Raw genomic sequence first — 25112 nt, 5'->3', positions numbered from 1 at the left:
TTTACAATAATTTCTGGCTTTATAATCCTTACCTTATTATTAGTTTCGTAGTTTATATTCTATATTTCACCTGGAATATATCAAATAGAAAAATAAGACATGTGGTTAAATCGAGCTTGATCTTTTACACTATTATCTGTGTTATTAATCTGATTTTTTCAGATGTATTTTTTAAAAGTCATTCTGTAGTGACCTACATCTTAGGAAATTTTTTGCTGTTAGGAGTGATTTTCTATTATTATTTTGAAATTTTACTGAGTTCTAAAATTCTAAACATCAAAAGAGAGATCAGTTTTTATATTTCCATTCCTGCACTTCTGTTTTTTTTAACTACTACACCTATTTTGATTTATTATAAATATTATACTTCTCAGAGTCCGGAATTTATTAAACTAAGTAGATCTGTTTTAATTGGTTTGAATATTTTTATGTATAGTTTCTATAGCATTGCTTTTTTAAGCCTCGCCAATAAGAAAAAATCACCTTCTAAGAATTTAAAAAATGCTTTCTAAAGAAGAACTCTTACTTATTGTTTATTTTATAGTAGTCATCTTGCTGCTAACGGCCTTTGTAATCGTTTTTTTTGTGGTTTACCAAAGACGCAAGAATAAAATGCTTCAGGAGCAATTTGAGGCTAAACAGCGCTTTGAGCGGGAAATTTCTAAATCGCGTTTAGAAATGCAGGAGCAAACTCTAAAGAATGTGGGTTGGGAGCTACACGATAACATTGGCCAGCTCCTTTCGGTAGCCAAAATGCAGTTGAATATTTTCTCAAAAACTTTACCTAAAGAAGCAAAATCTTCAGCTTCAGAAATCCAGGAAACCGTGGCCAATTCGCTTCAGGAAGTTCGCTCGCTTTCAAAGTCACTTAACAACCAGGTAATTGGTTATGCCGGTTTGGTGGTTTCGGTAGAAAATGAACTGTCAAGGTTTCAACGAATGGGCGTTATTGAAACCAATTTAAAAGTGACAGGGGAAAAACAGGAAATTCCGCAGCAACACAGCATTATTTTATTCAGGATACTTCAGGAATTTTTCTCTAATGTGATCAAGCACGCCCAGGCTTCCCACCTAGAGGTAAACATCGATTTTTCTTCAGAAGCTATCCTCATCAAAGCCTCTGATGATGGGAAGGGTTTTAATCCCGAAAGCGTAGATAAAAATTCGGGGCTGTTCAATATGGAAAGTCGGGCTTTACTGGTAAACACGAACTTTTCCCTTAATTCTTCTATAGGTAAGGGAACTTCTTTATCTTTAACCTATCCAACAAAGGGGCAAAAATTATGAGCAATTCGATCGCTATTGTAGATGATCACAATTTATTTGCAACATCGCTTAAGAATCTGGTAGAGTCTTACAACGATTTTGAGGTTTCGGGCCTATTTAAAAACGGGCGGGAACTGGTAAATCACTTTGAAGCCGGGCAACCAAAACCCGATCTTGTTCTACTCGATATTAGAATGCCACAAATGGATGGGCCCGAAACGATGGCCTGGCTCAAAACCAATCATCCAGATCAAAAAGTTTTGGCCCTCACTATGGAAGACGATGAGGACACCATTTTTAGAATGGTTAAACTGGGATGCCGCGGTTATTTGCTGAAGGATATTGAGCCTGAAGAATTTCAGTTTGCCCTGAATGAAGTCATGGAAGAAGGATTTTATTATACCGAAGAAGTTTCAGACGCCATCAAACATCACGAAGATTCCAATGCTGAGAATCTCACTCCCCGGGAACTGGAATTTCTAAGCCTGGCCTGTACCGAAATGACCTATAAGGAAGTGGCTCATAAAATGAATCTAAGTCCTAAAACCATAGATGGATATCGGGAGTCTTTGTTCCATAAATTAAACGTGCGCAGCCGTATTGGTCTGGTGTTATACGCTATTAAGCACAAGATCTACTTGCTTTAAATCTAATTTTGCAACTTCTTAACTTTTAAAGCAGCCATTCCTGCTGTATCTTCGCATTGTCTAAAAAAGCAATCCTGTGAGCGAAACTTCCAAAATTGAACTAAGAAATTTAAGGTTAAAAGATTATCAGGAACTTAAGGTTTCAATGATCAAGTCTTACCAGAAAATGCCCGATGAATATTGGAGCAAAGACGAAATTCGGAATCTGGTAAACAAATTTCCTGAAGGTCAGTTTTGTATCGAAATCGACAATAAAATTGCAGGTTGTGCCCTGGCGATCATTATAGATTCTAAAAAATTTGATGAAAATCATACCTACGAGGAAATCATTGGCGGGGAGAATTTTTCTACCCACACCAAAAACGGAGATATCCTCTACGGAATTGATGTTTTTATCCACCCCGAATATCGCGGGATGCGACTGGGTCGAAGGCTTTACGAAGCCCGAAAGGAACTTTGCGAACAGCTCAATTTAAAATCGATCGCTTTTGGCGGAAGAATTCCGAATTATGCCAAATACGCCAAAGAACTCACTCCCAAGAAATATATTGAAAAGGTGAAATTGCAGGAAATTCACGATCCTGTTTTGTCCTTCCAGCTGTCGAACGATTTTCACGTGCGAAAAGTAATTAAGGGCTATTTGCCCGGAGATGCTGAAAGCAAGGAATTTGCGGTGTTGATGGAGTGGAATAATATCTATTACACCAAATCTACCAAATTGCTGGACACGCCCAAAACCGTGGTGAGACTTGGCCTGGTACAATGGCAGATGAGGCTTTTCAGGGATTATGATGCACTGGTTTCTCAGATAGAATTCTTTGTAGATGCGGTGAGCGATTACCAGAGTGACTTTATTCTTTTTCCTGAGCTCTTCAATGCGCCTTTGATGGCCGAGTTCAATCATTTGAATGAACCTGAAGCCATCCGCGGACTTTCGACTTACACCGATCGCCTTTTGGAGACTTTTCGTGAGTTCGCGGTAAACTACAATATCAATATCGTCACAGGAAGTATGCCTATGGTTATAGGCGAGCATATGTACAACGTGGGCTTCCTTTGTCGTCGCGACGGAACTTATGAGCGCTACGAAAAACTGCACATCACCCCGGCTGAAGAATCGGCCTGGGGAATGAAAGGCGGTTCAAAACTGGAAACTTTCGATACCGACTGTGGTAAAGTTGGCGTGCTTATCTGCTACGACGTAGAATTTCCTGAATTAGGCCGAATCCTGGCCGAGGAAGGAATGAATATTCTCTTCGTTCCCTTTATGACCGATACCCAAAACGGGTATTCCCGCGTTAAAATTTGCGCCCAGGCCAGGGCCGTAGAAAACGAATGTTATGTGGCTATCGCCGGCTCGGTGGGGAATTTGCCCAAGGTGAATAATATGGATATTCAATACGCACAGAGCGCGGTATTAACTCCCTCAGATTTTGCTTTTCCAGTGAACGGGATTAAAGCCGAAGCCACGCCCAATACCGAAAGCACCCTATTGGTAGACATCGACCTGGATCTGCTTAAAGAGCTCCATAATTTTGGTAGCGTTCGAAATATGAAAGACCGCAGGAAGGATTTGTATTCGTTGAAGAAGAAAAAGTAGTGATCAGTTCTCTGTTCTCGGTTCTCTGTTCTCAGTTGTGAGTTGCAGTTTGGGACGTCATTGCCAGGCCGCAGGCCGAAGCAATCTATTGTGGTGAATTCAAAAGCCATTTAAATTGTGGATTCCCTAAAAATTCACCTTTAAAATCCAAATTCTCTAACCGAACCTCAATTAAATACAAAATCCTCAGAAAGTCGCTTTTTACCAATTTTTTCGAATATTTCTGGCCCGAAATTCTTTCTTGCTGGACTGGATTTTCAGCTATCGTAATTAAAAAGACTTTAAGATGCTGAAATTCAAATAATTAAAGGCTTATTTTTCTATTTGGCAGTAAGTAAGCTCTTATACAAGCAAGTCTTACCAAAACATATCAGGCTACTTTTAATCTTTCCTAAGTGAAAGAAGAAAAAAGCAATGCCTAATAAATTCAGCAAAATTTTAACACAAAGCGATTCGCAACCCGCTTCTCAGGCGATGTTGCACGCCATAGGTTTAACCAAGGAAGATTTTAAAAAACCTTTTGTGGGGATCGCCAGTACCGGTTATGAAGGCAATCCCTGCAATATGCACCTAAACGATCTGGCAAAACTGGTAAAAAAAGGGTGTACAGAGGCCAATCTTGTTGGACTGATCTTCAATACCATAGGCGTAAGCGACGGGCTTTCGATGGGAACCCCGGGGATGAGATATTCTCTTCCTTCCCGGGATATCATAGCCGATTCTATGGAAACCGTGGTGCACGCGATGTCTTACGACGGGATGGTTACGGTTGTTGGCTGCGATAAAAATATGCCCGGCGCGCTAATGGCAATGCTACGCATTAATCGTCCGGCGGTTTTGGTCTATGGGGGGACCATCTCTTCCGGCTGTCATAATGGGAAGAAACTCGATGTGGTTTCGGCATTTGAAGCCTGGGGTGCAAAGACCGCCGGCGATATCGATAAGGAGGAATACGAAAGCATCATTGAAAAAGCCTGTCCAGGTGCGGGTGCCTGCGGTGGGATGTACACCGCGAATACTATGGCTTCGGCTATTGAGGCCCTGGGAATGTCTTTGCCTTATAATTCTTCAAATCCTGCAACCGGAGAGGAGAAAAAAACCGAAAGTATCGAAGCCGGAAAGGCGATGCGTTTATTGCTGGAAAAAGATATCAAACCAAGGGATATAGTAACTAAAAAATCACTGGAAAACGCGGTTAGATTGCTAACTGTTCTTGGCGGTTCTACCAATGCGGTGCTGCATTTTCTGGCGATCGCTAAAGCTGCTGAGGTGGATTTCAGTCTGAATGAATTTCAAAGAATCTGCGACAGCACGCCGTTTCTGGCCGATCTCAAACCCAGCGGAAAATACGCGATGGAAGATGTTCACCGAATTGGAGGAATCCCGGCAGTATTAAAATATATGCTGCAAAACGATATGCTACACGGCGACTGCCTTACTGTAACCGGAAAAACTTTAGCCGAAAACCTTGCTGGAGTACCCGACCTGGAAGCGGGGCAGGATGTGATTCGGGATTTGAAAAATCCTATCAAGAAGACCGGGCATATTCGTGTTCTCTACGGAAACCTGGCAGAAGAGGGTTCGGTGGCCAAGATCACCGGGAAAGAAGGATTGCATTTTACAGGAACTGCTAAGGTTTTTGATTCAGAATATGCCGCGAATGATGGGATTTCGGAAGGGAAAGTGAAAAAAGGAGATGTAGTGGTGATTCGCTATGAGGGTCCCAAAGGCGGCCCGGGAATGCCCGAGATGCTGAAACCTACATCGGCTATTATGGGTGCGAAACTGGGGAAAGACGTGGCTTTGATCACCGATGGAAGATTTTCCGGCGGCACCCACGGTTTTGTGGTAGGTCACATAACTCCCGAAGCCCAGGAAGGTGGTTTGTTGGCATTATTGAAAGATGGGGACCAGATCACCATCAACGCCGAAACCAACAGGATAGAGGTAGCCCTTTCCGAAGAAGAAATACAAGAAAGAAAGAAAAACTGGAAAGCCCCTGCGCTAAAATTCAGCAAAGGCGTGCTTTACAAATATGCAAGAACGGTTGCCTCGGCCTCACAGGGCTGCGTAACCGACGAATTTTAATAAGGTGAATTATGGAAGTAAAGACAGCTAGTTTCGAAAAGCTTGCCACCCCTGCCACCACAACGGTTTCTGGAGCTGAGGCCGTAATAAAGTGTTTGCTGGAAGAAGGAGTGGAAACCATTTACGGGTATCCGGGAGGAGCGATTATGCCTGTTTATGACGAATTGTACAAGTACCAGGATAAGATTCACCACGTCCTCACGCGCCACGAACAGGGCGCTACGCACGCGGCACAGGGTTTTGCCAGGGTGACGGGAAAGGTTGGAGTGGCAATGGCTACCTCAGGCCCTGGAGCGACTAACCTGGTCACCGGCATTGCCGATGCGATGATAGATTCTACCCCTATGGTATGCATCACCGGGCAGGTGGGTTCTCATTTGCTGGGAAGCGATGCCTTCCAGGAAACCGATATTGTTGGAATTTCAACTCCAATTACCAAATGGAATTACCAGGTTACCAGGGCTGAAGAAATCCCCGAAATCATCGCCCGTGCATTTTATATCGCCAGGTCTGGTCGTCCCGGGCCGGTGTTGATCGATATCACCAAAGATGCCCAGTTTGCAAGCCTGGAATTCAGCTATAAAAAATGCTCGGGAATTCGAAGCTATAAGCCGGTTCCTGAAGTGAATTTGCTTCAGTTGGAAAAGGCTGCGGAAGCGATCAATTCAGCTAAAAAACCATTTATTGTTTTTGGCCAGGGTGTGATCCTTGGAGGTGCCGAAAATCTGCTGAAGCAATTGGTGGAAAAAACCGGTATCCCTGCCGCCTGGACTATTCTTGGTCTTTCTGCTCTACCTACCGATCATCCGCTTAATGTTGGGATGGTAGGAATGCACGGCAATTACGCGCCGAATATGCTCACCAATGAGTGCGATGTGCTGCTTGCCATTGGGATGCGCTTCGACGACCGGGTAACCGGAAATCTGGAGAAATATGCCAAACAGGCGAAGGTTATTCACTTTGAAATAGACCCTGCCGAAATCGATAAAAATGTAAAAGCCGATATCCCCGTGCTGGGAAATGTAAAGGAAACCCTGGCTTTATTGCTTGATTTGGTAGAGCAAAATAATCACCAGGCCTGGCATCAGGAATTTAAGGACCTGTATAAAATTGAATATGAAAAAATCATCAAAAACGACCTGAATGCCGAACGCGGCAAAATTGGAATGGCCGAGGTGATCGACGAGATCAATACCTGCTCCAAAGGCGATGCGGTGATCGTTTCAGATGTAGGGCAGCACCAGATGGTGGCCTGCCGCTACTCAAAATTCAACCAAACCCGTAGCAAGGTGACTTCCGGCGGATTGGGAACTATGGGCTTTGCATTACCCGCAGCGATAGGAGCAAAAATGGGTGCGCCAAATCGCGAGGTAGTAGCGGTAATCGGCGATGGTGGATACCAGATGACCATACAGGAACTGGGAACAATTTTTCAAACCCAAACCCCGGTGAAAATCGTGATTCTAAACAATGGTTTTCTCGGAATGGTGCGCCAGTGGCAGCAACTTTTCTTTGACAAACGCTATGCTTCTACCGAAATGGTAAACCCCGATTTCGTGACCATTGCAAAGGGATATCATATTAAAACCAATCAGGTGACCGAAAGAGCTCAATTAGCCGATGCGGTGAAGGAAATGATGCAGTCTAAAGAAGCTTATTTCCTTGAAGTAAAAGTTGAACAGGAAGAAAACGTGTTCCCGATGGTACCAACCGGGGCGGCAGTTTCAGAAATATTATTGGAATAATGGAAAAGAAAAATTATACGGTTTCGATTTATACCGAAAACAACGTGGGGCTTTTGAGCCGAATTGCGGCCATCTTCCTAAAAAGACACATCAACATAGAAAGTGTGACCGTGTCTAAAAGCGAAGTGGAAGGCGTGATGCGATTTATCATCGTAGTAGAGGTAACCGAAGAACAGGTGCAAAAGGTGGTAAAACAAATCGAAAAACAAATTGAAGTGATCAAGGCTTTTTATCATACCGATGAAGAAATGATCTACCAGGAGACTGCGCTTTATAAGGTGAATTCGGAAGAATTTGTGGAAGATATGAGCATTCAGGATTTTATCAAGGAAACCAACGCGCGCATCGTGACGGTAACCCCCAAATTTTTCGTAATCGAAAAGACCGGCAAACGCAGTGAGACCGATAGCCTTTACGAAAAACTTAAACCTTACGGCTTGATGCAATTCGTAAGATCGGGAACCATTGCGGTGACCAAAAACGAAATGCCGATTTCGAACATTTTAAAACAATTTGATACAACCAATTAAATAAAAGTGATGACCAATTATTTTAACAGCCTGCCATTGAGAGAGCAACTGGCCCAGTTAGGGACCTGTCGTTTTATGCAAAGCGACGAATTTAGCGATGGTGTAGCTGCCTTAAAAAATAAAAAAATAGTGATTGTTGGCTGTGGAGCCCAGGGCCTTAACCAGGGCCTGAATATGCGCGACAGCGGTCTTGACATTTCTTATGCGCTTCGGGAAGGAGCGATTAAAGAAAAGCGGCAATCTTATAAAAATGCTTCAGAAAACGGATTTAAAGTTGGCACTTACGATGAGTTGATCCCAACGGCCGATCTTGTAATTAATCTTACGCCCGATAAGCAACATACTTCGGTAATAAATGCCATTCAGCCACATATCAAAAAAGATGCGGTGCTTTCCTATTCCCACGGTTTCAATATTGTGGAAGAAGGAATGAAAATCCGTGAAGATATTACCGTGATTATGGTGGCGCCAAAATGCCCCGGAAGTGAGGTTCGCGAAGAATACAAAAGAGGTTTTGGTGTCCCAACATTGATCGCCGTTCATCCTGAAAACGATCCTCAGGGGATCGGATTTGAATGGGCGAAGGCTTATGCTGTTGCCACCGGTGGTGACCGTGCCGGAGTTTTGGAATCTTCTTTTGTTGCTGAAGTAAAATCTGATCTAATGGGCGAGCAAACCATACTTTGTGGGGTATTGCAAACCGGGTCTATTCTGAGTTTCGACAAAATGGTGGCCGATGGAGTCGAGCCTGAATATGCCGCAAAACTCATTCAATATGGATGGGAAACCATTACTGAAGCCTTAAAACACGGTGGTATTACCAATATGATGGATCGGCTTTCGAATCCGGCGAAATTAAGAGCCAATGAAATTGCTGAAGAATTAAAAGTCAAAATGCGTCCACTTTTTCAAAAGCATATGGATGATATTATTTCGGGAGCTTTCAGCAGTAGAATGATGAAAGACTGGGCCAACGACGATAAGGAACTGCTAATCTGGCGCGAAGAAACCGGTCAGACCGCTTTTGAGAAAACCGAAGCAACTTCCGAAGAGATCAAAGAACAGGAGTATTTCGACAAAGGAATATTGCTCACTGCTTTTGTAAAATCGGGTGTGGAGCTGGCCTTTGAAACTATGGTGGAAGCCGGAATTATCGAAGAATCGGCTTATTATGAGTCGCTGCACGAGGCGCCGCTTATCGCTAATACTATCGCGAGAAAGAAATTGTACGAGATGAACAGGATTATTTCAGACACTGCAGAATACGGTTGTTACCTGTTCGACCACGCGGCTAAGCCTTTGATCAAGGATTATGTGAATTCCTTACCTAAAGAGGTAATTGGTCATTCCTTCGGGACTGAATATACAGGAGTTGATAACCAGGAATTAATTGCAGTGAACGATGCAATAAGACAACATCCTGTTGAAAAGGTAGGCGCTACCTTAAGAAAGGCGATGACCGCAATGAAGAAAATACACGAATAAAATGAGCACTTTGCTGGCAGAAACAAAAATATACAAACCCTCTCTGGAAGCGGTAAAAGAGGCTGCTGAACGCATTTCGAAAGTGGTGGTGAAAACTCCGCTGGGGCCTTCTTTCACTTATAGCAACCGCTATGGAGCAAATATTTTGCTGAAGCGGGAAGATTTGCAACAGGTAAGATCCTATAAAATTCGGGGGGCTTATAACAAAATCTCCAGTCTATCGCAGGAACAACTGGACAGGGGAGTAATTTGTGCCAGCGCCGGAAATCACGCACAAGGTGTTGCCTTTGCCTGCAATAAACTGCAGGTAAAGGGCGTGATTTATATGCCGGGAACCACACCGCGCCAAAAGGTAGAACAAACCAAAATGTTCGGTGGCGAGTGGGTTGAGGTTGTTTTAAAAGGCGATACCTTTGATGATGCCTTTAAAAATGCGATGAAACACCGCGAGAAATTTGGTTTGGTTTTTATTCATCCTTTTGACGATGAAAAAGTTATTGAAGGCCAGGCGACTATTGGCCTGGAAATCCTGGAGCAAGCCAATGATCCAATAGATTACGTGTTTGCACCTCTTGGCGGTGGCGGACTTCTAGCCGGGCTGTCTTCAATGTTTAAAGAATTATCGCCAAAAACCAAAATTATAGGGGTAGAACCCGAAGGCGCTCCTTCAATGACCTCTTCTTTGGAAAAAGGGAAAGTGGTGGAACTGGGCGACATAGAAAGATTTGTAGATGGCGCGGCGGTTCAAAAAGTAGGTAGCCGGAATTTTGCGATCTGCAAAGAAAATCTGGATAAAATGATCACCATTCCTGAAGGAAAAATATGCCAAACCATTCTGGATCTTTATAACCAGGATGCCATAGTAGTAGAGCCTGCCGGAGCGATGGCTATTTCGGCTCTGGATTATTTTTCTGAAGAGATCAAAGGAAAAAACGTGGTGTGCATCGTGAGCGGAAGCAACAACGACATCACCCGAACCGCCGAGATCAAAGAAAGAGCCTTGTTGTACGCAGGCCTGAAACATTATTTTGTGATTAGTTTCCCGCAGCGGGCAGGAGCTTTAAAGGAATTTGTGGCTAAAGTGCTAGGTCCAAACGATGATATCACTCATTTTGAGTATTCAAAAAAACATCACCGGGAGAACGGCCCGGCGGTGGTAGGCATAGAATTAAACGACCCGGCCGATTTTGAGCCGCTGGTTGCCAGGATGAAAGCGAAGAATTTTTTCGGGGAATATTTGAATGACAAACCAAATTTATTTCAATTTTTGGTGTGATTTTTTTGTTGGTTAAAAAATTGCATTACATTTACAACGTGATAAAAACGACACAAATAATATTCCCCGTTATTCGCTTGCGCCGCATCCGCCGCTGCTAGGCGATTAACCCGTTCTGACCTTTTTTTAATATTATTTGATTATCACATTTTGAAAAACCTTTTTAACATATTAGCTTCAGTTCTCTTCAGAAATTTTTCTGAAAAGCCGGCTTATGTTTTAGTTCCAACCAGGAACCCCCGCTTTACACGTCGCCGCCCCGGGCGTATGTAATTTATTGGAACTTAGGTGAGTCCGGTTCCCCCTTCAGCGAAAAATTAAAAATTCATTTCATCTTTAAAACTTTAGTCAGTGAAAATAATCATTGCTAATACTTCTCATTCCCAGTATGCCGGGATCATTTGCGACACTATTGAAGAGTCGGCAAAGGTTCGGGGTACCGGGATCGCCCGAAGAACGCCAGAATACATCATTAACAAGATGGAAAAAGGCAATGCGGTAATCGCCCTTGATGGTGAAAAATTCGCCGGTTTCTGTTATATCGAGACCTGGAGCCACGACAGGTATGTGGCTAATTCAGGGCTTATCGTGCATCCCGATTACAGGAATCAGGGCCTGGCGAAAGAGATCAAGGAGGTAATCTTTGCGCATTCCAGAAAGAAATATCCGCAGGCAAAGATCTTCGGAATCACCACCGGGCTGGCTGTGATGAAGATCAATTACGAGCTGGGTTATCAACCTGTGACTTTTTCTGAACTTACCGATGATGAAGCCTTCTGGAAAGGTTGTCAAACCTGTAAGAATTACGATATTCTTACCAGAACCGAGCGAAAAATGTGTTTGTGTACAGGAATGATGTATGATCCCGAAAGAAAGAGACGAAAAAATAACAGAAAAAAGAGACTTTGAACGATAAAGCTTTTAAAAGGTTGAAGAGCATTAAGCAGACCTTATTTTATAAAAAGGAAAAATAGACCCCTCCCGGCCTCCCTTTCGGGGAGGAGAAAAAACAATAGTGAATTCGTGGCCAAAAACCACATCAGAAATTAAAAAATGAAAAAAGTAGTCATAGCATATAGCGGAGGTTTGGATACTTCTTACTGCGCAAAATATTTATCTAAGGAAGAGAATTTTGAGGTACACGCGGTGAGCGTGAACACCGGCGGATTTTCAAAAGAAGAGATTAAGAAAATAGGCGAAAATGCACAAAAAATAGGGGCGAAGACCTATAAGAATATAGATGCGATTTCCTCATTTTACCAGAAGGTTGTGAAGTATTTAATCTTCGGAAATGTGTTGAAAAATAATACCTATCCGCTTTCTGTAAGTGCCGAGCGAATCGTGCAGGCCATCGAGATTGTGAATTATGCGAAAAAGATAGGCGCAAAATACATCGCCCACGGCAGCACCGGCGCCGGAAATGACCAGGTAAGATTCGATATGATCTTTCAGATCATTGCGCCTGAAATCGAGATAATCACTCCTATAAGAGATAAGCAACTCAGCAGGCAGGAAGAGATCGAATATTTGCAAAAAAACGGGGTGGAGATGAACTGGGAAAAGTCGAAATATTCGGTGAACAAAGGTTTATGGGGCACCAGTGTAGGTGGCGCCGAAACCCTGACTTCAGAAAAAGCTTTGCCTGAAAGTGCTTACCCATCTCAACTTCAGGAAAAAGAATTGAAACAGATTAGTTTGACTTTTACCAAAGGGGAGCTTACTGCAATTAATGGAGAAGAAAATTCCCCGGAAAAGAATATTGAAATCCTGGAGAGTATAGCTTCTAAATATGCCATTGGAAGGGATATTCACGTGGGCGACACGATTATTGGGATTAAGGGCAGGGTTGGTTTTGAGGCTGCTGCAGCCATCATCACGATTAAAGCCCATCATCTACTTGAAAAACATACGTTGAGTAAATGGCAGTTGCAGCATAAGGATTATCTGGCGAATTGGTACGGCACGCATTTGCACGAAGGCCAATATTTGGATCCTGTAATGCGCGACCTGGAGGCATTTCTGGAGAGTTCGCAGCAGCAGGTTAGCGGGGAGGTTTTTGTGACTTTACACCCATATCGCTTCACCTTAGATGGGATTAAATCTGAAAATGATTTGATGAATAGCGGTTTTGGAAATTATGGCGAGGAAAACAAAGCCTGGACAGCCCAGGATGCCAAAGGATTTATCAAGATTCTCTCGAATGCGGGGAAGATTTATAATCACGTAAACGGAGAAAAATGATTACAGCAGGAATAATTGGCGGTGCCGGCTATACGGCCGGAGAACTCATCAGGATTTTGATCAATCATCCTAAAGTGGAACTGGATTTTGTTTACAGCACCTCAAAACCAGGAAATCCGGTGGCCGGCGTGCACCAGGATTTGCTGGGTGAGATCGATTTAAAATTTACAGGAGAGATCAATAAAAATGTAGATGTGGTTTTTCTGTGTTTGGGACACGGGAATTCGGTGAAATTTCTGAAGGAAAATCAGTTTTCTGAAAAAACTAAAATCGTAGACTTAAGCACCGATTACAGAATGCAGGGAGAGCACACTTTTGTGTATGGCTTGCCGGAATTCAACAAGGAACAAATTGAGAAAGCCGATTTTATCGCAAATCCGGGGTGTTTTGCCACGGCGATTAGCCTGGCGATTCTTCCACTCGCAAAAGCCGGATTACTAAATGATGAGGTTCACGTAAATGCGGTTACCGGCGCAACCGGGGCAGGGACTTCGCTCTCGGCGACCACGCATTTTACCTGGAGGGATAATAATTTTTCGAGTTATAAAGCTTTTGAACATCAGCATTTAAATGAAATAGGGCAGAGCTTGAAGCAACTTCAGCAGGAAAAGTTGCCCGGGATAAATTTTATTCCGAATAGGGGGAATTTTTCTCGCGGAATTCACGCTACGGCTTACACCAAATTTGAAGGAAGCCTGGAGGATGCAAAAAAGATTTATTCCGAAACCTACCGGGATGCGGCCTTTACTTTTGTTGTGGAAGAAGATTTACATCTCAAACAGGTGGCGAACACCAATAAATGCCTTTTGAAACTGCAAAAATTTGGAGATAAGCTATTAATTACCAGTATAATCGATAACTTACTGAAGGGAGCTTCGGGACAGGCCGTTCAAAATATGAATTTGATGTTTGGCTTCGAAGAAACCGCGGGATTAAAATTAAAAGCGAGTTATTTTTAAAATAGCCGCGAAAACACAAATATTAATAAACCTGACAGGTTTCAAAAACCTGTCAGGTTTGAGAAGGGATTGAAAGTGACTTCGAGCGCAGTCGAGAAGCGAGTACAGGCCAGAAGCGGACGCTGTGGAAAAACAGATTGCTTCTCCCGCTAAATAGCCGGCTCGCCATGAAAATTATGATTAAGAGTTTTTACAGAACATTCGTGGAGTCGTGGCAAACTGATTAAAAAAATATAAGAAGACCTCACAGGTTTTTAAAACCTGTGAGGTCTAAGAGCATATCAATTAAAAAATCTAATCAATGAAAATAGCCATCATAGGAGCCGGGAATCTGGGCCTTTCCATAGCAAAAGGTCTTATCGTGAACAACGCCTTTACCAGTCTGTACCTTAGCAAAAGGAAACTGGATGCGCTTCAGAAGTATCGAGAGTATTCTAAAGTGGAGGTAACCAGTGATAATAGGGAAGCTGTTCAAAATTCCGATATTTTGATCTTTGCAGTACAGCCAACCCAGTTTCAGCCTATTTTGGAAGAAATAAAGGACCTGCTTACCGAGAAGCATGTGATTATTTCTACAATTACCGGTTTTAAAATTCCGTCCATCGAATCCGTGATTGGAGAAGAACAGTTTATTATCAGATCTATGCCCAACACGGCTATCGCCGTGGGGAAATCGATGACCTGCCTATGCAGCAACGAACAGGGAAAGAAGCGCATCGCGATCGCTGAAGCTATTTTTAATCGCCTTGGAACAAGCATAATTATTCCTAGGAACAAAATGCAGGCGGCTACCGTGATCTGCGCCAGCGGAATCGCTTTCTGGATGCGGCTTATTCGAGCCACAACTCAGGGGGCAGTGCAACTTGGTTTCGATGCGAAAGAGGCGCAGCAACTCGCTATGCAAACTTGTTTGGGTGCCTCGAGCTTACTAATCGATTCAGGCAAGCATCCCGAAGAGGAGATCGACAAGGTGACCACGCCCCGGGGCTGCACCATTGAAGGTTTGAACGAAATGGAACATAACGGGCTAAGCTCCTCGCTAATCAAAGGAATTCAGGCTTCCTTTAAAAAAATAAATACTATCACAACCGATTAATTATGGAGTTATTCGATGTTTATCCGCTTTACGATATCACTCCGGTGAAAGGGGAAGGCGTGTATGTTTTTGATGAAAATGAAAAAAAATACCTGGATCTGTACGGTGGTCACGCGGTGATTTCCATAGGCCATTCGCATTCCTCTTATGTTGGTGCGATTATAGAGCAGGTTGAAAAGCTTGGCTTTTATTCCAATTCGGTTAAAAATCCGATGCAGCTTGCATTGGCAGGCAAGCTCGGGAAAGCTTCCGGACTAAAGGGTTATAGCTTGTTTTTATGTAATTCTGGTGCTGAAGCCAATGAGAACGCTTTAAAAGTCGCTTCATTTCATACCGGAAAAGAACGGGTGATCTATTTTGAAAAAGCCTTTCACGGAAGGACTTCTGGAGTAGTGGCCGTGACCGATAATGAGAATATCAAAGCCCCGTTCAATCAGAATCATAAAGCGACCAAACTTGCATTTGAAGATGCTGAAGCTCTTGAAACCGAGTTGAAAAAAGGCGACGTGGCGGCGGTGATTTTTGAGGTAATTCAAGGAGTTGGCGGGCTCGATGAAGCTTCAACCGAATTTTATCAAATGACTGCCGAATTATGCAAAAACTATAATACAGTTTTGATCGCAGATGAAGTTCAATCGGGATACGGTAGAACAGGTGATTTTTTCGCTTTTCAGAAACACGGGATACGACCTGATATTATTTCTATGGCAAAGGGAATGGGTAACGGATTTCCGATTGGTGGAATTTTGATCGATAAAAATATTAAGGCCAAATCTGGAATGCTGGGTACCACTTTTGGCGGGAATCATCTGGCCTGTGCTGCGGGGATTTCGGTTTTGGAAACTATCCAGAAGGAGAATTTGCTAAAAAATGCCAGCGAACTTTTTGAATATGTAAGGGAAGAAGCGAGTGAAATTCCGCAGATCAAAAAGATCAAAGGCCGGGGACTAATGATAGGTCTGGAATTCGATTTTGAAATCGCGCAACTCAGGAAAGATTTATTGTTTAGGCATCAAATCTTCACCGGGGCGGCGGCTAATAAGAATCTGCTTCGAATCCTTCCTCCCCTAAACATTAAAAAAGAGCATTTTGATGAGCTTTTTGATGCTATGAGAAGTCTGTTAAGCTAGACCTTGCGGGATGTAGACCTCACAGGTCTCCAAGACCTGTGAGGTCTTTATAGAATTAACTGAATATATACCAGACAGGTTTTTAAAACCTGTCTGGTCTTAAAAAAAAGAAACACTATGAAAAACTACACAGAATTATCAGATATAGACGATCTCCAGCAATTGATCACCGAAGCCCTGGAACTTAAAAAGGGCTCTTCAACTCTTGAAATTGGGAAGGGAAAAACTTTGGGGATGCTGTTTTTTAATCCGAGTCTGCGAACCCGCTTAAGCACCGAAAAAGCAGCAAAATTGCTGGGAATGGAGGTGATGGTGATGAATGCCGGCAGCGATAGCTGGAAACTGGAGTTTGAAGATGGCGCGGTGATGAATTCCGATAAAGCAGAGCACATTAAGGAAGCAGCCGCTGTGCTTTCACAGTACTGCGATATCATCGCAGTTAGGGCTTTTCCTGAATTACAGGACAGACAAAAGGATGAAGCTGAAACAGTATTAAAAAGTTTCAAAAAATACGCTTCGGTACCTGTGCTGAATCTTGAAAGTGCTACGGGCCATCCCTTGCAGGCGCTTACCGATGCGATTACAATTTCAGAATTAAAGAAAAAAGACAGGCCGAAGGTTGTGCTAAGCTGGGCGCCCCACCCAAAGGCACTGCCACAAAGCGTGCCCAATTCTTTTGCTAAAATTATGCAGAGAATGGATGTTGATTTCGTGATCACCAATCCCGAAGGCTATGATCTAAACCCGAAAATCACCAAAAACGTTCCGGTAATTCACAACCAGGATGAGGCCTTGAAAGACGCCGATTTTGTATACGTGAAAAACTGGAGCAGTTATGAGAAGTATGGACAAAAATTAAGCGAGGACCAAAGCTGGACATTTTCTGCTGAAAAATTAAAGCAAACCAATAATGCAAAGGTGATGCATTGTTTGCCGGTGCGAAGAAATATGGTCATTGCCGACGAGGTTTTGGATTCGGAGAATTCAGTAGTGATCCAACAGGCCGGGAACAGGACCTTTGCTGCGCAGGCGGTATTGAAGAGGATATTAGAATAAGCCCTCCCGAAGTAAATTCGGGACAGGCCCTAGCCCCCGAAGGGGGAATCCTATAGATTGGAAATTTGAGTATTCGTGAATTTGTGGCAATATTATGAAAAGACAGGTTTTGAAAATTGTAAAAATAGGAGGGAAGCTCATTGAAGATGAGGCGAAATTTGCTGAATTTTTAGGTGATTTTGTGGCTTTGAAAGGCCCGAAAATTTTGGTGCACGGTGGGGGGAACCTGGCTACCGAAATCGCCTCCAAACTCGGTTTCAAAACCCAGATGTTTGAGGGCCGTAGAATCACCGATGCCGATTCGATCAAAGTAATCACGATGGTTTACGGCGGACTCATCAATAAGAATATCGTAGCTCAACTCCAGGCCCGAGGCTCAAATGCGATTGGCTTATGCGGTGCCGATGGAAAAAGCATAATTTCCAAAAGGCGGCCTGTAAAAGAAGTAGATTTCGGCTTTGTGGGAGATGTGGAAAATGTGAATTCAGAATTTATAAATTCACTTTTAGAGCAGAATATTACGCCGGTTTTTTCAGCAATTTCGTATACGGACGATGGCATACTTTTAAATACCAACGGAGATTCGGTAGCGGCCGAAATCGCCAAAGCGATGAGCTTAATTTATGAAACCGAACTCTATTTCTGTTTTGAGAAAAAAGGAGTGCTGGCCGATGCCAGGGATGATGACTCGGTGATTTTAGAAGTCAATTCTAAAAAATATCAGGAATTGCTTCAGAAGAAAATAATCAGCGACGGGATGCTTCCGAAACTACATAATTCATTCGAAGCCATTAAAAACGGGGTTTCAGCGATCTACCTGGGAGATTTCAGACTATTAAAAGGAAATTCAATTCACACCAAAATTCTGAACTAATGCAGCTAACAGAACTTCAGCAAAAGGCGATTTTTCTTCTGAAGAATTTGATCGAAACGCCGTCTTTTTCGAAAGAGGAAGATAAAACTGCAGCGCTTTTGGAGGAATGGTTTCAGAAAGAAAAAATCCCTTACGATCGGTTCTTGAACAATGTTTGGGCGAAAAACAAGCATTTTAACCCTGAAAAACCCACGCTTTTGCTGAATTCCCATCACGATACCGTGAAGCCCAATTCGGCCTACACCCGCGATCCCTTTGAAGCTAAAATCGAAAATGGAAAATTATATGGCCTGGGCAGTAATGATGCAGGCGGTTGCCTGGTCTCGCTTCTGGCTACCATCACCTGGTATTATGAGGCTGAAGATTTAAATTACAATCTGATTTTCGCAGGAACTGCTGAAGAAGAAATCAACGGGAAGAACGGAATAGCGGCCTTAATTCCAAAAATTCCAAAAATCGATGTGGCAATCGTGGGAGAGCCTACATTAATGGATTTGGCAGTCGCAGAAAAAGGTTTGATCGTTTTCGATGCCAAAGTAAAAGGCACGCCTTCGCACGCGGCTCACCCCAATAGTAACAATGCGATTTACAAAACCGCCGAAGTTCTAAAATGGTTTGAAAATTTTGAATTTCCGAAGGAATCTGATGCTTTGGGAAAAGTAAAGCTCACCGTAACCCAGATCAATGCCGGTAGCCAGCATAATGTGGTGCCGGGACACGTAGACCTGGTCATCGATGTTCGGGTGACCGATGCTTATTCCAACCAGGAAATCTATGAGATTTTACAGGAAAAAGCACCGGTTGACGAGTTAAATCCGCGATCCCTGCGACTCAATTCATCAAAGATTGAAATGGACCATCCATTGATACAGGCCGGGTTAGCATTAGGAATGAAAACCTACGGTTCCCCAACTTTGTCAGACCAGGCTTTGCTGAATTGTAAATCTCTGAAATTAGGTCCCGGGGATTCCACCAGGTCACATTCGGCTGATGAATTTATTTATGTCAAGGAAATAGAGGAGGGCATAGAAAAATATATTAAGTTGTTGGCCCCCCAACCCCCGAAGGGGGAGCAGCGTAAATCGGTCGGATAATTTTACTTAAAGCTGCAAGGTCTGCGAGACCTTGTAGGAGTGAATCTAAGTGTCGTGGTGATTATCACGAAAACTGTTTTTGAAATATATTAAAATACCTACAAGGTTTTTAAAACCTTGCAGGAAAATAAGATCATAAATTATGAAACTCTGGGATAAAGGATTAGAGATAGATAAGAAAATTGAAAATTTCACGGTGGGCAACGACCGGGAATTAGATATGCATTTGGCTAAATATGATTTAAAGGCCTCAAAAGCTCACGCCAGGATGCTGGGAAAAGTGGGAATTTTAGAATCTGATGAAGTTTCACAGATCGAAAAGGAATTGGAAAAACTTCAGCAGCAACTTGAAAATGGAACTTTTGTGATCGAAAAAGATTTTGAGGATGTGCATTCCAAAATCGAGTTTGAACTCACCAAGGCCCTGGGCGATACCGGGAAAAAGATTCATACTGCCCGTTCCCGAAACGACCAGGTTTTGGTGGCGATGAAGTTGTATTTCAAGGAAAATCTTAAAAAAATATCAGCTAAAACGAAAGAATTGATTGAGGTTCTTTTGGGGCTGGCCGAAAAGCATCAGGAAAAACTGCTTCCGGGTTATACGCATTTGCAGGTAGCTATGCCTTCAAGTTTTGGATTATGGTTTTCAGCTTATGCAGAATTGCTTATTGACGATTTGTATTTGCTTGAAGCCGGGTTAAAAGTTGTTGACCAGAATCCGTTGGGCTCGGCTGCGGGTTATGGATCGTCATTCCCTATAGATCGGGAATTTACCACCAAAGAACTGGGATTTTCCGAATTAAAATACAACGTAGTGGCAGCGCAGTTGGGAAGAGGAAAATGCGAGCGAACGGTGACTTCCAATATCGGTTCGGTAGCCAATACACTGTCCAGGTTTGCGATGGATGTTTGTTTGTATATGAGTCAGAATTTCGATTTTATCACCTTCCCTGATGAACTTACCACCGGTTCCAGCATTATGCCGCATAAAAAGAATCCCGATGTTTTTGAACTCATTCGTGGGAAGTGCAACAAGCTGCAAAGCATTGCTAATGAAATGATCCTGATCACAAATAATCTGCCAAGCGGATACCATCGTGATTACCAATTGATCAAGGAAAACAGTATTTATGCTGTAGAAAATATCAAGGAAATCCTGGATATTTTCACGCATTCTATCGCGCAGGTTGTGGTCAAGGAAGTGGATTTAAGGGAGGAGAAATATAAATATCTCTTTACTGTAGACAGTATCAACGACCTGGTGATGCAGGGAAAATCATTTAGAGAGGCGTACCAGATCATTGGCGGACAGGTGCAGGAAGGAAAATATGAAGCTGCTGAAGGCAAAAAACATTCGCATTTGGGGAGCAAGGATAATCTGGCCCTGGAAGAGATTAGAAGGAAAATGAAGGAGGTTTAGGGATAGAGTTTTCGGGATTGATAGCTCCCGATTTTCATCGGGATAGTTCCACCAACATTTTTCAGTCAGCTTTTTCAAGCTGCTCGAAAAATGGGTGTCACTAAAAAACCCTCCGCGAGCACCACACAAACACGAAGGGTTCAAAACATAAATGAAGAAAAAATTAATCTTAGATAATTGTCATTTGTCCTAAATTCAGGTTTTCGTTGTTAATTCTTATGTTTTCAATTTCGCTGATCAATCCCTCGAGAAAATCGCCCACTTTGCTTGTGGTATAATGATTATCACGATTTATATCCTGGGTACAAACATTTAACTGAATGCTAAGTTCTACCGCTTTTCGCACTGCTTCAGCTTCTTCATTTAACCCGAAATGCTCCAATAGCATCGCCGCCGATAAAATTGAAGCTACCGGGTTGGCAATCCCCAGGCCGGCTGCCTGCGGAAAGGAACCGTGAATGGGCTCAAAAAGTGCATTCTCCTCTCCTGTTGAGGCCGAAGCCAATAATCCTATACTTCCGCCAATCACGCTGGCTTCATCAGATAATATATCGCCAAACATATTTTCAGTAAGAATTACATCAAACTGTTTCGGATTCAAAATCATCTGCATAGCCGCATTGTCTACAAACAGAAAATCCAGGGCTACTTCAGGATAATTTTGAGCAATTTCCTTTACAGTTTTTCTCCAAAGTCTTGAGGTTTCCAGCACATTGGCCTTATCTACCAAAGTGAGTTTTTTATTTCGTTTTTCAGCGGCCTGAAAGGCAAGATGTGCGATGCGTTCAATTTCTTCAGTAGAATAAGAACAAAGATCGGAGGCGCTTTTGCCATCTTCAGCAGTGCTTTTTTCTCCAAAATAAATTCCACCGGTAAGTTCGCGGTAGATCACCATATCGGCCCCGGCGATGCGTTCTGGTCGAAGCGGGGATTGATCCAGTAATTTATCATAGGCTTTTACAGGCCTGATATTGGCAAAAAGGCCCAGTTCTTTTCTCAGTTTCAACAAGCCCTGTTCGGGTCTAACTTTTGCATCGGGATTGTTGTCGTATTTAGGGTCTCCAATAGCCCCAAACAACACAGCATCGGAATTTTTGCATAATTCCAGCGTAGCTTCCGGAAGCGGATTTTCCAACAAATCTATTGCTGCCGCTCCAACCAGGGCTTCTTCAAATTGAAATTGATGGTCAAATCTATCTGCTACTGCTTTTAAAATCTTCACCGATTGCTGTGTGATTTCGGGACCTATCCCGTCGCCGGGTAAAACTGCTATCTTTAATTTCATCGCTTTATGTTTTGATTTTTCTTCTAAACCTGTGTGGCAGGTTGTGCAATTTTTTCTCTTTTTTCTTCAAATTTTCTAATCGCCTCCAGCTTGCTTACCAAAAAATCTATATCATCAAAACCATTGATCATACAGGTTTTTTTGTAAGGGTCTATTTGGAATTTTTCTGAAATTTCTTTCTTCGGAATGCTGATTTTCTGAGCTTCAAGATCTATCTTAATTTCTACGGAAGGATCTTTCGTGATTTCCTGAAAAAGCTGCTCTAAAAATTCCGGACTCACCTGCACCGGAAGCAATCCGTTGTTGAGGGCGTTTCCTTTAAAAATATCGGCAAAATAGCTGGAAACCACCACTTTGAATCCGTAAGCTTTTAGGGCCCAGGCGGCGTGTTCGCGGCTCGAGCCACAGCCAAAATTATTTCCGGCAACAAGAATTGAACCCTGGAATTGTGGTTGGTTAAGCACAAATTCGGGAATTGGCTCATCATTTTTATCATAACGCCAGTCGCGGAATAGGTTTTCGCCAAAGCCAGCTTTATCGGTAGCTTTTAGAAAACGGGCAGGGATGATCTGGTCGGTATCTACATTTTCTACTTCCAAAGGAACCGCAGTATCGCTAAGTGTGATAAACTTTTCCATCTTAATTCAGTTGTTTTGTGAAGTCCGTTATTTTCCCGGCCACTGCTGTAGCCGCCGCAGTTAACGGACTCGCTAAAATTGTTCTGGCACCCTGTCCCTGGCGTCCTTCAAAATTCCGGTTACTGGTGGAAACGCAATATTCCCCGGCCGGGATTTTATCGTCGTTCATCGCTAAACAGGCCGAGCAGCCGGGTTGCCTAAGCCGAAAGCCGGCATTTTCAAAAATCTCGCGTAAACCTTCTGCTTCGATTTGAGCGGCCACCTGCCGTGAACCGGGCACGATTAGCGCATTTACATTAGCAGCTTTCTGTTTTCCTTTTATGTAATTGGCAGCTTCTCTAAAATCTTCGATTCTGGAATTGGTACAACTCCCAATAAAAATCCAGTTCACCGGTTTTTCCAACAATGATTCTCCGGGTTTAAAGCCCATATAGGCCAGGGCTTTGGCATCGCTTTTTCCGCCTTCTGCAGGAATTGCTCCTGTAATTTTGATTCCCATCCCCGGGTTGGTGCCGTAAGTGATCATAGGTTCGATATCTTCAGCTTCAAAAGAATATTCCTGATCGAACTCGGCATCCTCATCGGATTTTAAGGTTTCCCAATAAGCTTTTTTGGCTTCAAATTCTTCGCCTTTTGGAGCGAATTCTTTGTTTTTTACATATTCAAAAGTGGTCTCATCTGGGGCTATAAGTCCGCCGCGAGCACCCATTTCAATGCTCATATTACAAACCGTCATACGGCCTTCCATAGACATCTCTTCAAAAACATTTCCGGCGTATTCACAAAAATATCCGGTTCCTGAGTTCGTTCCGAGTTTGGAAATGATATAAAGGATTACATCCTTGGGTAAAACTCCTTTTTTGAGCTTACCATTAACGTTTACCCGCAATTTTTTCGGTTTCTCTACCAAAAGACACTGGCTTGCAAAAACCTGAGCTACCTGGCTAGTACCAATTCCGAAAGCGATAGTTCCAAAGGCACCGTGCGTAGAGGTATGGCTGTCGCCGCATACCATTGTCATTCCCGGCTGAGTGATACCCAATTCGGGAGCCATTACGTGTACGATCCCGTTGTAGGGATGCCCCAGGCCGTAAAGCGTGATATTATTTTCCTCGCAATTTTGGGATAATTCTTTTAGCTGTTTTCTGGAGAGCAAATCCTTAACCGGCAAATGCTGATTTTCGGTAGGGGTATTATGATCGGCCGTGGCCACGATTTGTTCTGGTCTTGCCACAGGTATTTTTCGCTCTTTCAGCTCATTAAAAGCCTGCGGACTAGTAACCTCGTGAATAAGGTGTTTGTCGATATATAAAATATCGGGCCCGTTTGGGATAGATTCTACCACGTGCGCATCCCAGATTTTATCGAATAGAGTCTTTTTCATTAGGCAATGGCGATATTATTTTTACGGGATAACTCCATTATTTCGTGGATATCATTATCCTGTACTTCTTTTTTATCGTCGGCGAAATTTAGAAATGCGGTATAAACTCCGTCTAATTCCAGCTTGGTTAATTCATAACCCATTTTTTTAGCTTTATAGGCAAGGGCCGCTCTTCCGCTGCGAGCGGTTAAAACGATGGCCGATTCGGTCACCCCAACATCGGCAGGGTTGATAATCTCGTAGGTTTCACGGTTTTTGATCACGCCATCCTGGTGAATTCCCGAACTATGGGCAAAAGCATTGGCGCCAACTATAGCTTTGTTTGGTTGTACCAACATTCCCATTTCGCGGGAAACCATTTTACTGGTATCAAATAAATATTTCGGATTTACATTGGTATGTAAATTCAAATGCGGGTGTTGTCTTAAGATCATGACGACTTCTTCCAATGCGGTATTTCCTGCGCGTTCTCCTATCCCATTGATGGTGCATTCGATTTGGCGTGCGCCGTTGGTCACTCCGGCTATGGCATTGGCAGTGGCCATTCCAAGATCATTGTGACAATGGCAAGAAATACGTACATTTTCGATGCCCCGAACATTCTCTTTTAAATATTTGATTTTTTGACCGTACTCTTCCGGAAGACAATATCCGGTAGTATCGGGGATGTTTAAAACCGTGGCTCCGGCTTTAACTGCCGCGGTACAAACCCTGGCAAGAAATTCATTATCGGTACGGCCGGCATCTTCAGCATAAAACTCCACATCCTGTACAAATTTTTTCGCATAGGAAACTGCAGCGATGGCTCGATCTATAATTTCACCTCGCGTAGATTTGAATTTGTATTTGATGTGGGAGTCGGAAGTTCCAATTCCCGTATGAATTCTTGGTCTTTTCGCATATTTCAAGGCTTCAGCAGCCACTTCGATATCTTTTTTAACGGCACGGGTTAATCCGCAAACGGTAGCATTTTTAACCAGTTTTGAGATTTCAACAACCGATTTAAAATCGCCGGGGCTGGAAACCGGAAACCCGGCTTCAATCACATCTACTCCCAGTTCATCCAGTCGGGCAGCGATTCTGAGTTTCTGTTCGGTATTAAGCTTGCAGCCTGGTACCTGTTCTCCGTCTCGTAATGTCGTGTCAAAAATTTCTACCTTTTCTGTGCTCATAAGAGATTTTTTTTGCTTTATCTTTAACTAAAGTATTGTTTTACATAGCCTTCAGAGCTGTTTTTAAAAAAAGCATTACGACAATTGAAAACGATATTCTTAGATAAAACTCACTGATTATCAGGG

Annotated in this window: 20 protein-coding genes and 1 pseudogene; 17 read left to right on the top strand and 4 right to left on the bottom strand. The window is 43.0% G+C overall.

Features of this window, described 5'->3' with window-relative positions:
* The first annotated feature begins 501 nt into the window (after positions 1-501).
* The 17 genes and pseudogenes from ACW6QP_RS14085 to argH all read left to right on the top strand — a co-directional run bounded on the left by ACW6QP_RS14085 (position 502) and on the right by argH (position 20507).
* Positions 502-1287 carry a sensor histidine kinase gene (locus ACW6QP_RS14085; protein WP_457911510.1) on the top strand — a complete coding sequence of 262 codons (786 nt, stop codon included), beginning with the start codon at positions 502-504 and terminating at the stop codon, positions 1285-1287.
* Complete coding sequence (locus ACW6QP_RS14080; protein WP_457911509.1) at positions 1284-1913, top strand: response regulator; 630 nt, start codon at positions 1284-1286, stop codon at positions 1911-1913. Before ACW6QP_RS14085 ends, ACW6QP_RS14080 begins: the two co-directional genes overlap by 4 nt.
* A gap of 76 nt (positions 1914-1989) precedes the next feature.
* Complete coding sequence (locus ACW6QP_RS14075) at positions 1990-3513, top strand: bifunctional GNAT family N-acetyltransferase/carbon-nitrogen hydrolase family protein (protein ID WP_457911508.1); 1524 nt, start codon at positions 1990-1992, stop codon at positions 3511-3513.
* Between the two features lie 414 nt (positions 3514-3927).
* The gene (gene ilvD / locus ACW6QP_RS14070) at positions 3928-5601 is read left to right on the top strand and encodes a dihydroxy-acid dehydratase (RefSeq protein WP_457911507.1); all 1674 of its coding nucleotides are present in this window, start codon (positions 3928-3930) and stop codon (positions 5599-5601) included.
* Positions 5602-5612: 11 nt separating this feature from the next.
* Complete coding sequence (gene ilvB, locus ACW6QP_RS14065; protein WP_457911506.1) at positions 5613-7346, top strand: biosynthetic-type acetolactate synthase large subunit; 1734 nt, start codon at positions 5613-5615, stop codon at positions 7344-7346.
* Entirely contained in the window at positions 7346-7876 is a 531-nt protein-coding gene (gene ilvN, locus ACW6QP_RS14060; protein WP_457911505.1) for an acetolactate synthase small subunit, read from the top strand. Before ilvB ends, ilvN begins: the two co-directional genes overlap by 1 nt.
* 9 nt (positions 7877-7885) lie before the next feature.
* Positions 7886-9361 (top strand): ketol-acid reductoisomerase, encoded by a 1476-nt coding sequence (gene ilvC / locus ACW6QP_RS14055; RefSeq protein ID WP_457911504.1) that lies wholly within the window; start codon positions 7886-7888, stop codon positions 9359-9361.
* Position 9362: 1 nt separating this feature from the next.
* Positions 9363-10637 carry a threonine ammonia-lyase gene (gene ilvA, locus ACW6QP_RS14050; RefSeq protein WP_457911503.1) on the top strand — a complete coding sequence of 425 codons (1275 nt, stop codon included), beginning with the start codon at positions 9363-9365 and terminating at the stop codon, positions 10635-10637.
* A 351-nt stretch (positions 10638-10988) separates the two neighbouring features.
* A pseudogene (locus tag ACW6QP_RS14045) lies at positions 10989-11611 on the top strand (GNAT family N-acetyltransferase).
* Between the two features lie 79 nt (positions 11612-11690).
* The gene (locus ACW6QP_RS14040) at positions 11691-12878 is read left to right on the top strand and encodes an argininosuccinate synthase (protein ID WP_457911502.1); all 1188 of its coding nucleotides are present in this window, start codon (positions 11691-11693) and stop codon (positions 12876-12878) included.
* Positions 12875-13837 (top strand): N-acetyl-gamma-glutamyl-phosphate reductase, encoded by a 963-nt coding sequence (gene argC / locus ACW6QP_RS14035; RefSeq protein WP_457911501.1) that lies wholly within the window; start codon positions 12875-12877, stop codon positions 13835-13837. Before ACW6QP_RS14040 ends, argC begins: the two co-directional genes overlap by 4 nt.
* Before the next feature lie 301 nt (positions 13838-14138).
* Positions 14139-14933, top strand: coding sequence for a pyrroline-5-carboxylate reductase (proC, locus tag ACW6QP_RS14030; protein ID WP_457911500.1), 795 nt, complete (start codon positions 14139-14141; stop codon positions 14931-14933).
* Positions 14934-14935: 2 nt separating this feature from the next.
* Positions 14936-16063 (top strand): aspartate aminotransferase family protein, encoded by a 1128-nt coding sequence (locus tag ACW6QP_RS14025; protein ID WP_457911499.1) that lies wholly within the window; start codon positions 14936-14938, stop codon positions 16061-16063.
* Positions 16064-16180: 117 nt separating this feature from the next.
* Positions 16181-17119, top strand: a complete 939-nt coding sequence (locus tag ACW6QP_RS14020; protein ID WP_457911498.1) for an N-acetylornithine carbamoyltransferase — start codon at positions 16181-16183, stop codon at positions 17117-17119.
* A 94-nt stretch (positions 17120-17213) separates the two neighbouring features.
* Positions 17214-17993: an acetylglutamate kinase gene (gene argB, locus ACW6QP_RS14015; RefSeq protein WP_457911497.1), complete on the top strand. Its 780-nt coding sequence runs from the start codon at positions 17214-17216 to the stop codon at positions 17991-17993.
* Complete coding sequence (locus ACW6QP_RS14010) at positions 17993-19087, top strand: M20 family metallo-hydrolase (protein ID WP_457911496.1); 1095 nt, start codon at positions 17993-17995, stop codon at positions 19085-19087. The genes argB and ACW6QP_RS14010 overlap by 1 nt, the downstream gene beginning before the upstream one ends.
* A 142-nt stretch (positions 19088-19229) precedes the next feature.
* Positions 19230-20507 (top strand): argininosuccinate lyase, encoded by a 1278-nt coding sequence (argH, locus tag ACW6QP_RS14005; RefSeq protein ID WP_457911495.1) that lies wholly within the window; start codon positions 19230-19232, stop codon positions 20505-20507.
* A 169-nt stretch (positions 20508-20676) separates the two neighbouring features.
* On the opposite strand, the gene leuB is transcribed toward argH, so the two are convergent.
* From leuB to ACW6QP_RS13985, 4 genes are read right to left on the bottom strand one after another with little or no spacing between them, the layout of a single operon-like run.
* A complete protein-coding gene (gene leuB, locus ACW6QP_RS14000) occupies positions 20677-21792 on the bottom strand; it encodes a 3-isopropylmalate dehydrogenase (protein WP_457911494.1) in 1116 nt (371 codons plus the stop codon).
* A 23-nt stretch (positions 21793-21815) separates the two neighbouring features.
* On the bottom strand, positions 21816-22430 hold the full coding sequence (gene leuD / locus ACW6QP_RS13995; RefSeq protein WP_457911493.1) for a 3-isopropylmalate dehydratase small subunit: 615 nt from the start codon (positions 22428-22430) through the stop codon (positions 21816-21818).
* Between the two features lies 1 nt (position 22431).
* Entirely contained in the window at positions 22432-23814 is a 1383-nt protein-coding gene (gene leuC / locus ACW6QP_RS13990) for a 3-isopropylmalate dehydratase large subunit (RefSeq protein ID WP_457911492.1), read from the bottom strand.
* A complete protein-coding gene (locus ACW6QP_RS13985; RefSeq protein ID WP_457911491.1) occupies positions 23814-24986 on the bottom strand; it encodes a 2-isopropylmalate synthase in 1173 nt (390 codons plus the stop codon). The genes leuC and ACW6QP_RS13985 overlap by 1 nt, the downstream gene beginning before the upstream one ends.
* Between the last annotated feature and the right edge of the window lie 126 nt (positions 24987-25112).

This window comes from Salegentibacter haimaensis (assembly GCF_054121495.1).
The sequence above is the reverse complement of the archived record's forward strand: the minus strand, read 5'-3'. Positions and strand labels throughout refer to the sequence as shown.

Bases quoted from the DNA above. Each gene is read 5' to 3' on its own strand.
- ACW6QP_RS14085 (WP_457911510.1), top strand. From the start codon at position 502: ATGCTTTCTAAAGAAGAACTCTTACTTATTGTTTATTTTATAGTAGTC.
- ACW6QP_RS14080 (WP_457911509.1), top strand. From the start codon at position 1,284: ATGAGCAATTCGATCGCTATTGTAGATGATCACAATTTATTTGCAACA.
- ilvD (WP_457911507.1), top strand. From the start codon at position 3,928: ATGCCTAATAAATTCAGCAAAATTTTAACACAAAGCGATTCGCAACCC.
- ilvB (WP_457911506.1), top strand. From the start codon at position 5,613: ATGGAAGTAAAGACAGCTAGTTTCGAAAAGCTTGCCACCCCTGCCACC.
- ilvN (WP_457911505.1), top strand. From the start codon at position 7,346: ATGGAAAAGAAAAATTATACGGTTTCGATTTATACCGAAAACAACGTG.
- ilvC (WP_457911504.1), top strand. From the start codon at position 7,886: ATGACCAATTATTTTAACAGCCTGCCATTGAGAGAGCAACTGGCCCAG.
- ilvA (WP_457911503.1), top strand. From the start codon at position 9,363: ATGAGCACTTTGCTGGCAGAAACAAAAATATACAAACCCTCTCTGGAA.
- ACW6QP_RS14040 (WP_457911502.1), top strand. From the start codon at position 11,691: ATGAAAAAAGTAGTCATAGCATATAGCGGAGGTTTGGATACTTCTTAC.
- argC (WP_457911501.1), top strand. From the start codon at position 12,875: ATGATTACAGCAGGAATAATTGGCGGTGCCGGCTATACGGCCGGAGAA.
- proC (WP_457911500.1), top strand. From the start codon at position 14,139: ATGAAAATAGCCATCATAGGAGCCGGGAATCTGGGCCTTTCCATAGCA.
- ACW6QP_RS14025 (WP_457911499.1), top strand. From the start codon at position 14,936: ATGGAGTTATTCGATGTTTATCCGCTTTACGATATCACTCCGGTGAAA.
- ACW6QP_RS14020 (WP_457911498.1), top strand. From the start codon at position 16,181: ATGAAAAACTACACAGAATTATCAGATATAGACGATCTCCAGCAATTG.
- argB (WP_457911497.1), top strand. From the start codon at position 17,214: ATGAAAAGACAGGTTTTGAAAATTGTAAAAATAGGAGGGAAGCTCATT.
- ACW6QP_RS14010 (WP_457911496.1), top strand. From the start codon at position 17,993: ATGCAGCTAACAGAACTTCAGCAAAAGGCGATTTTTCTTCTGAAGAAT.
- argH (WP_457911495.1), top strand. From the start codon at position 19,230: ATGAAACTCTGGGATAAAGGATTAGAGATAGATAAGAAAATTGAAAAT.
- leuB (WP_457911494.1), bottom strand. From the start codon at position 21,792: ATGAAATTAAAGATAGCAGTTTTACCCGGCGACGGGATAGGTCCCGAA.
- leuD (WP_457911493.1), bottom strand. From the start codon at position 22,430: ATGGAAAAGTTTATCACACTTAGCGATACTGCGGTTCCTTTGGAAGTA.
- leuC (WP_457911492.1), bottom strand. From the start codon at position 23,814: ATGAAAAAGACTCTATTCGATAAAATCTGGGATGCGCACGTGGTAGAA.
- ACW6QP_RS13985 (WP_457911491.1), bottom strand. From the start codon at position 24,986: ATGAGCACAGAAAAGGTAGAAATTTTTGACACGACATTACGAGACGGA.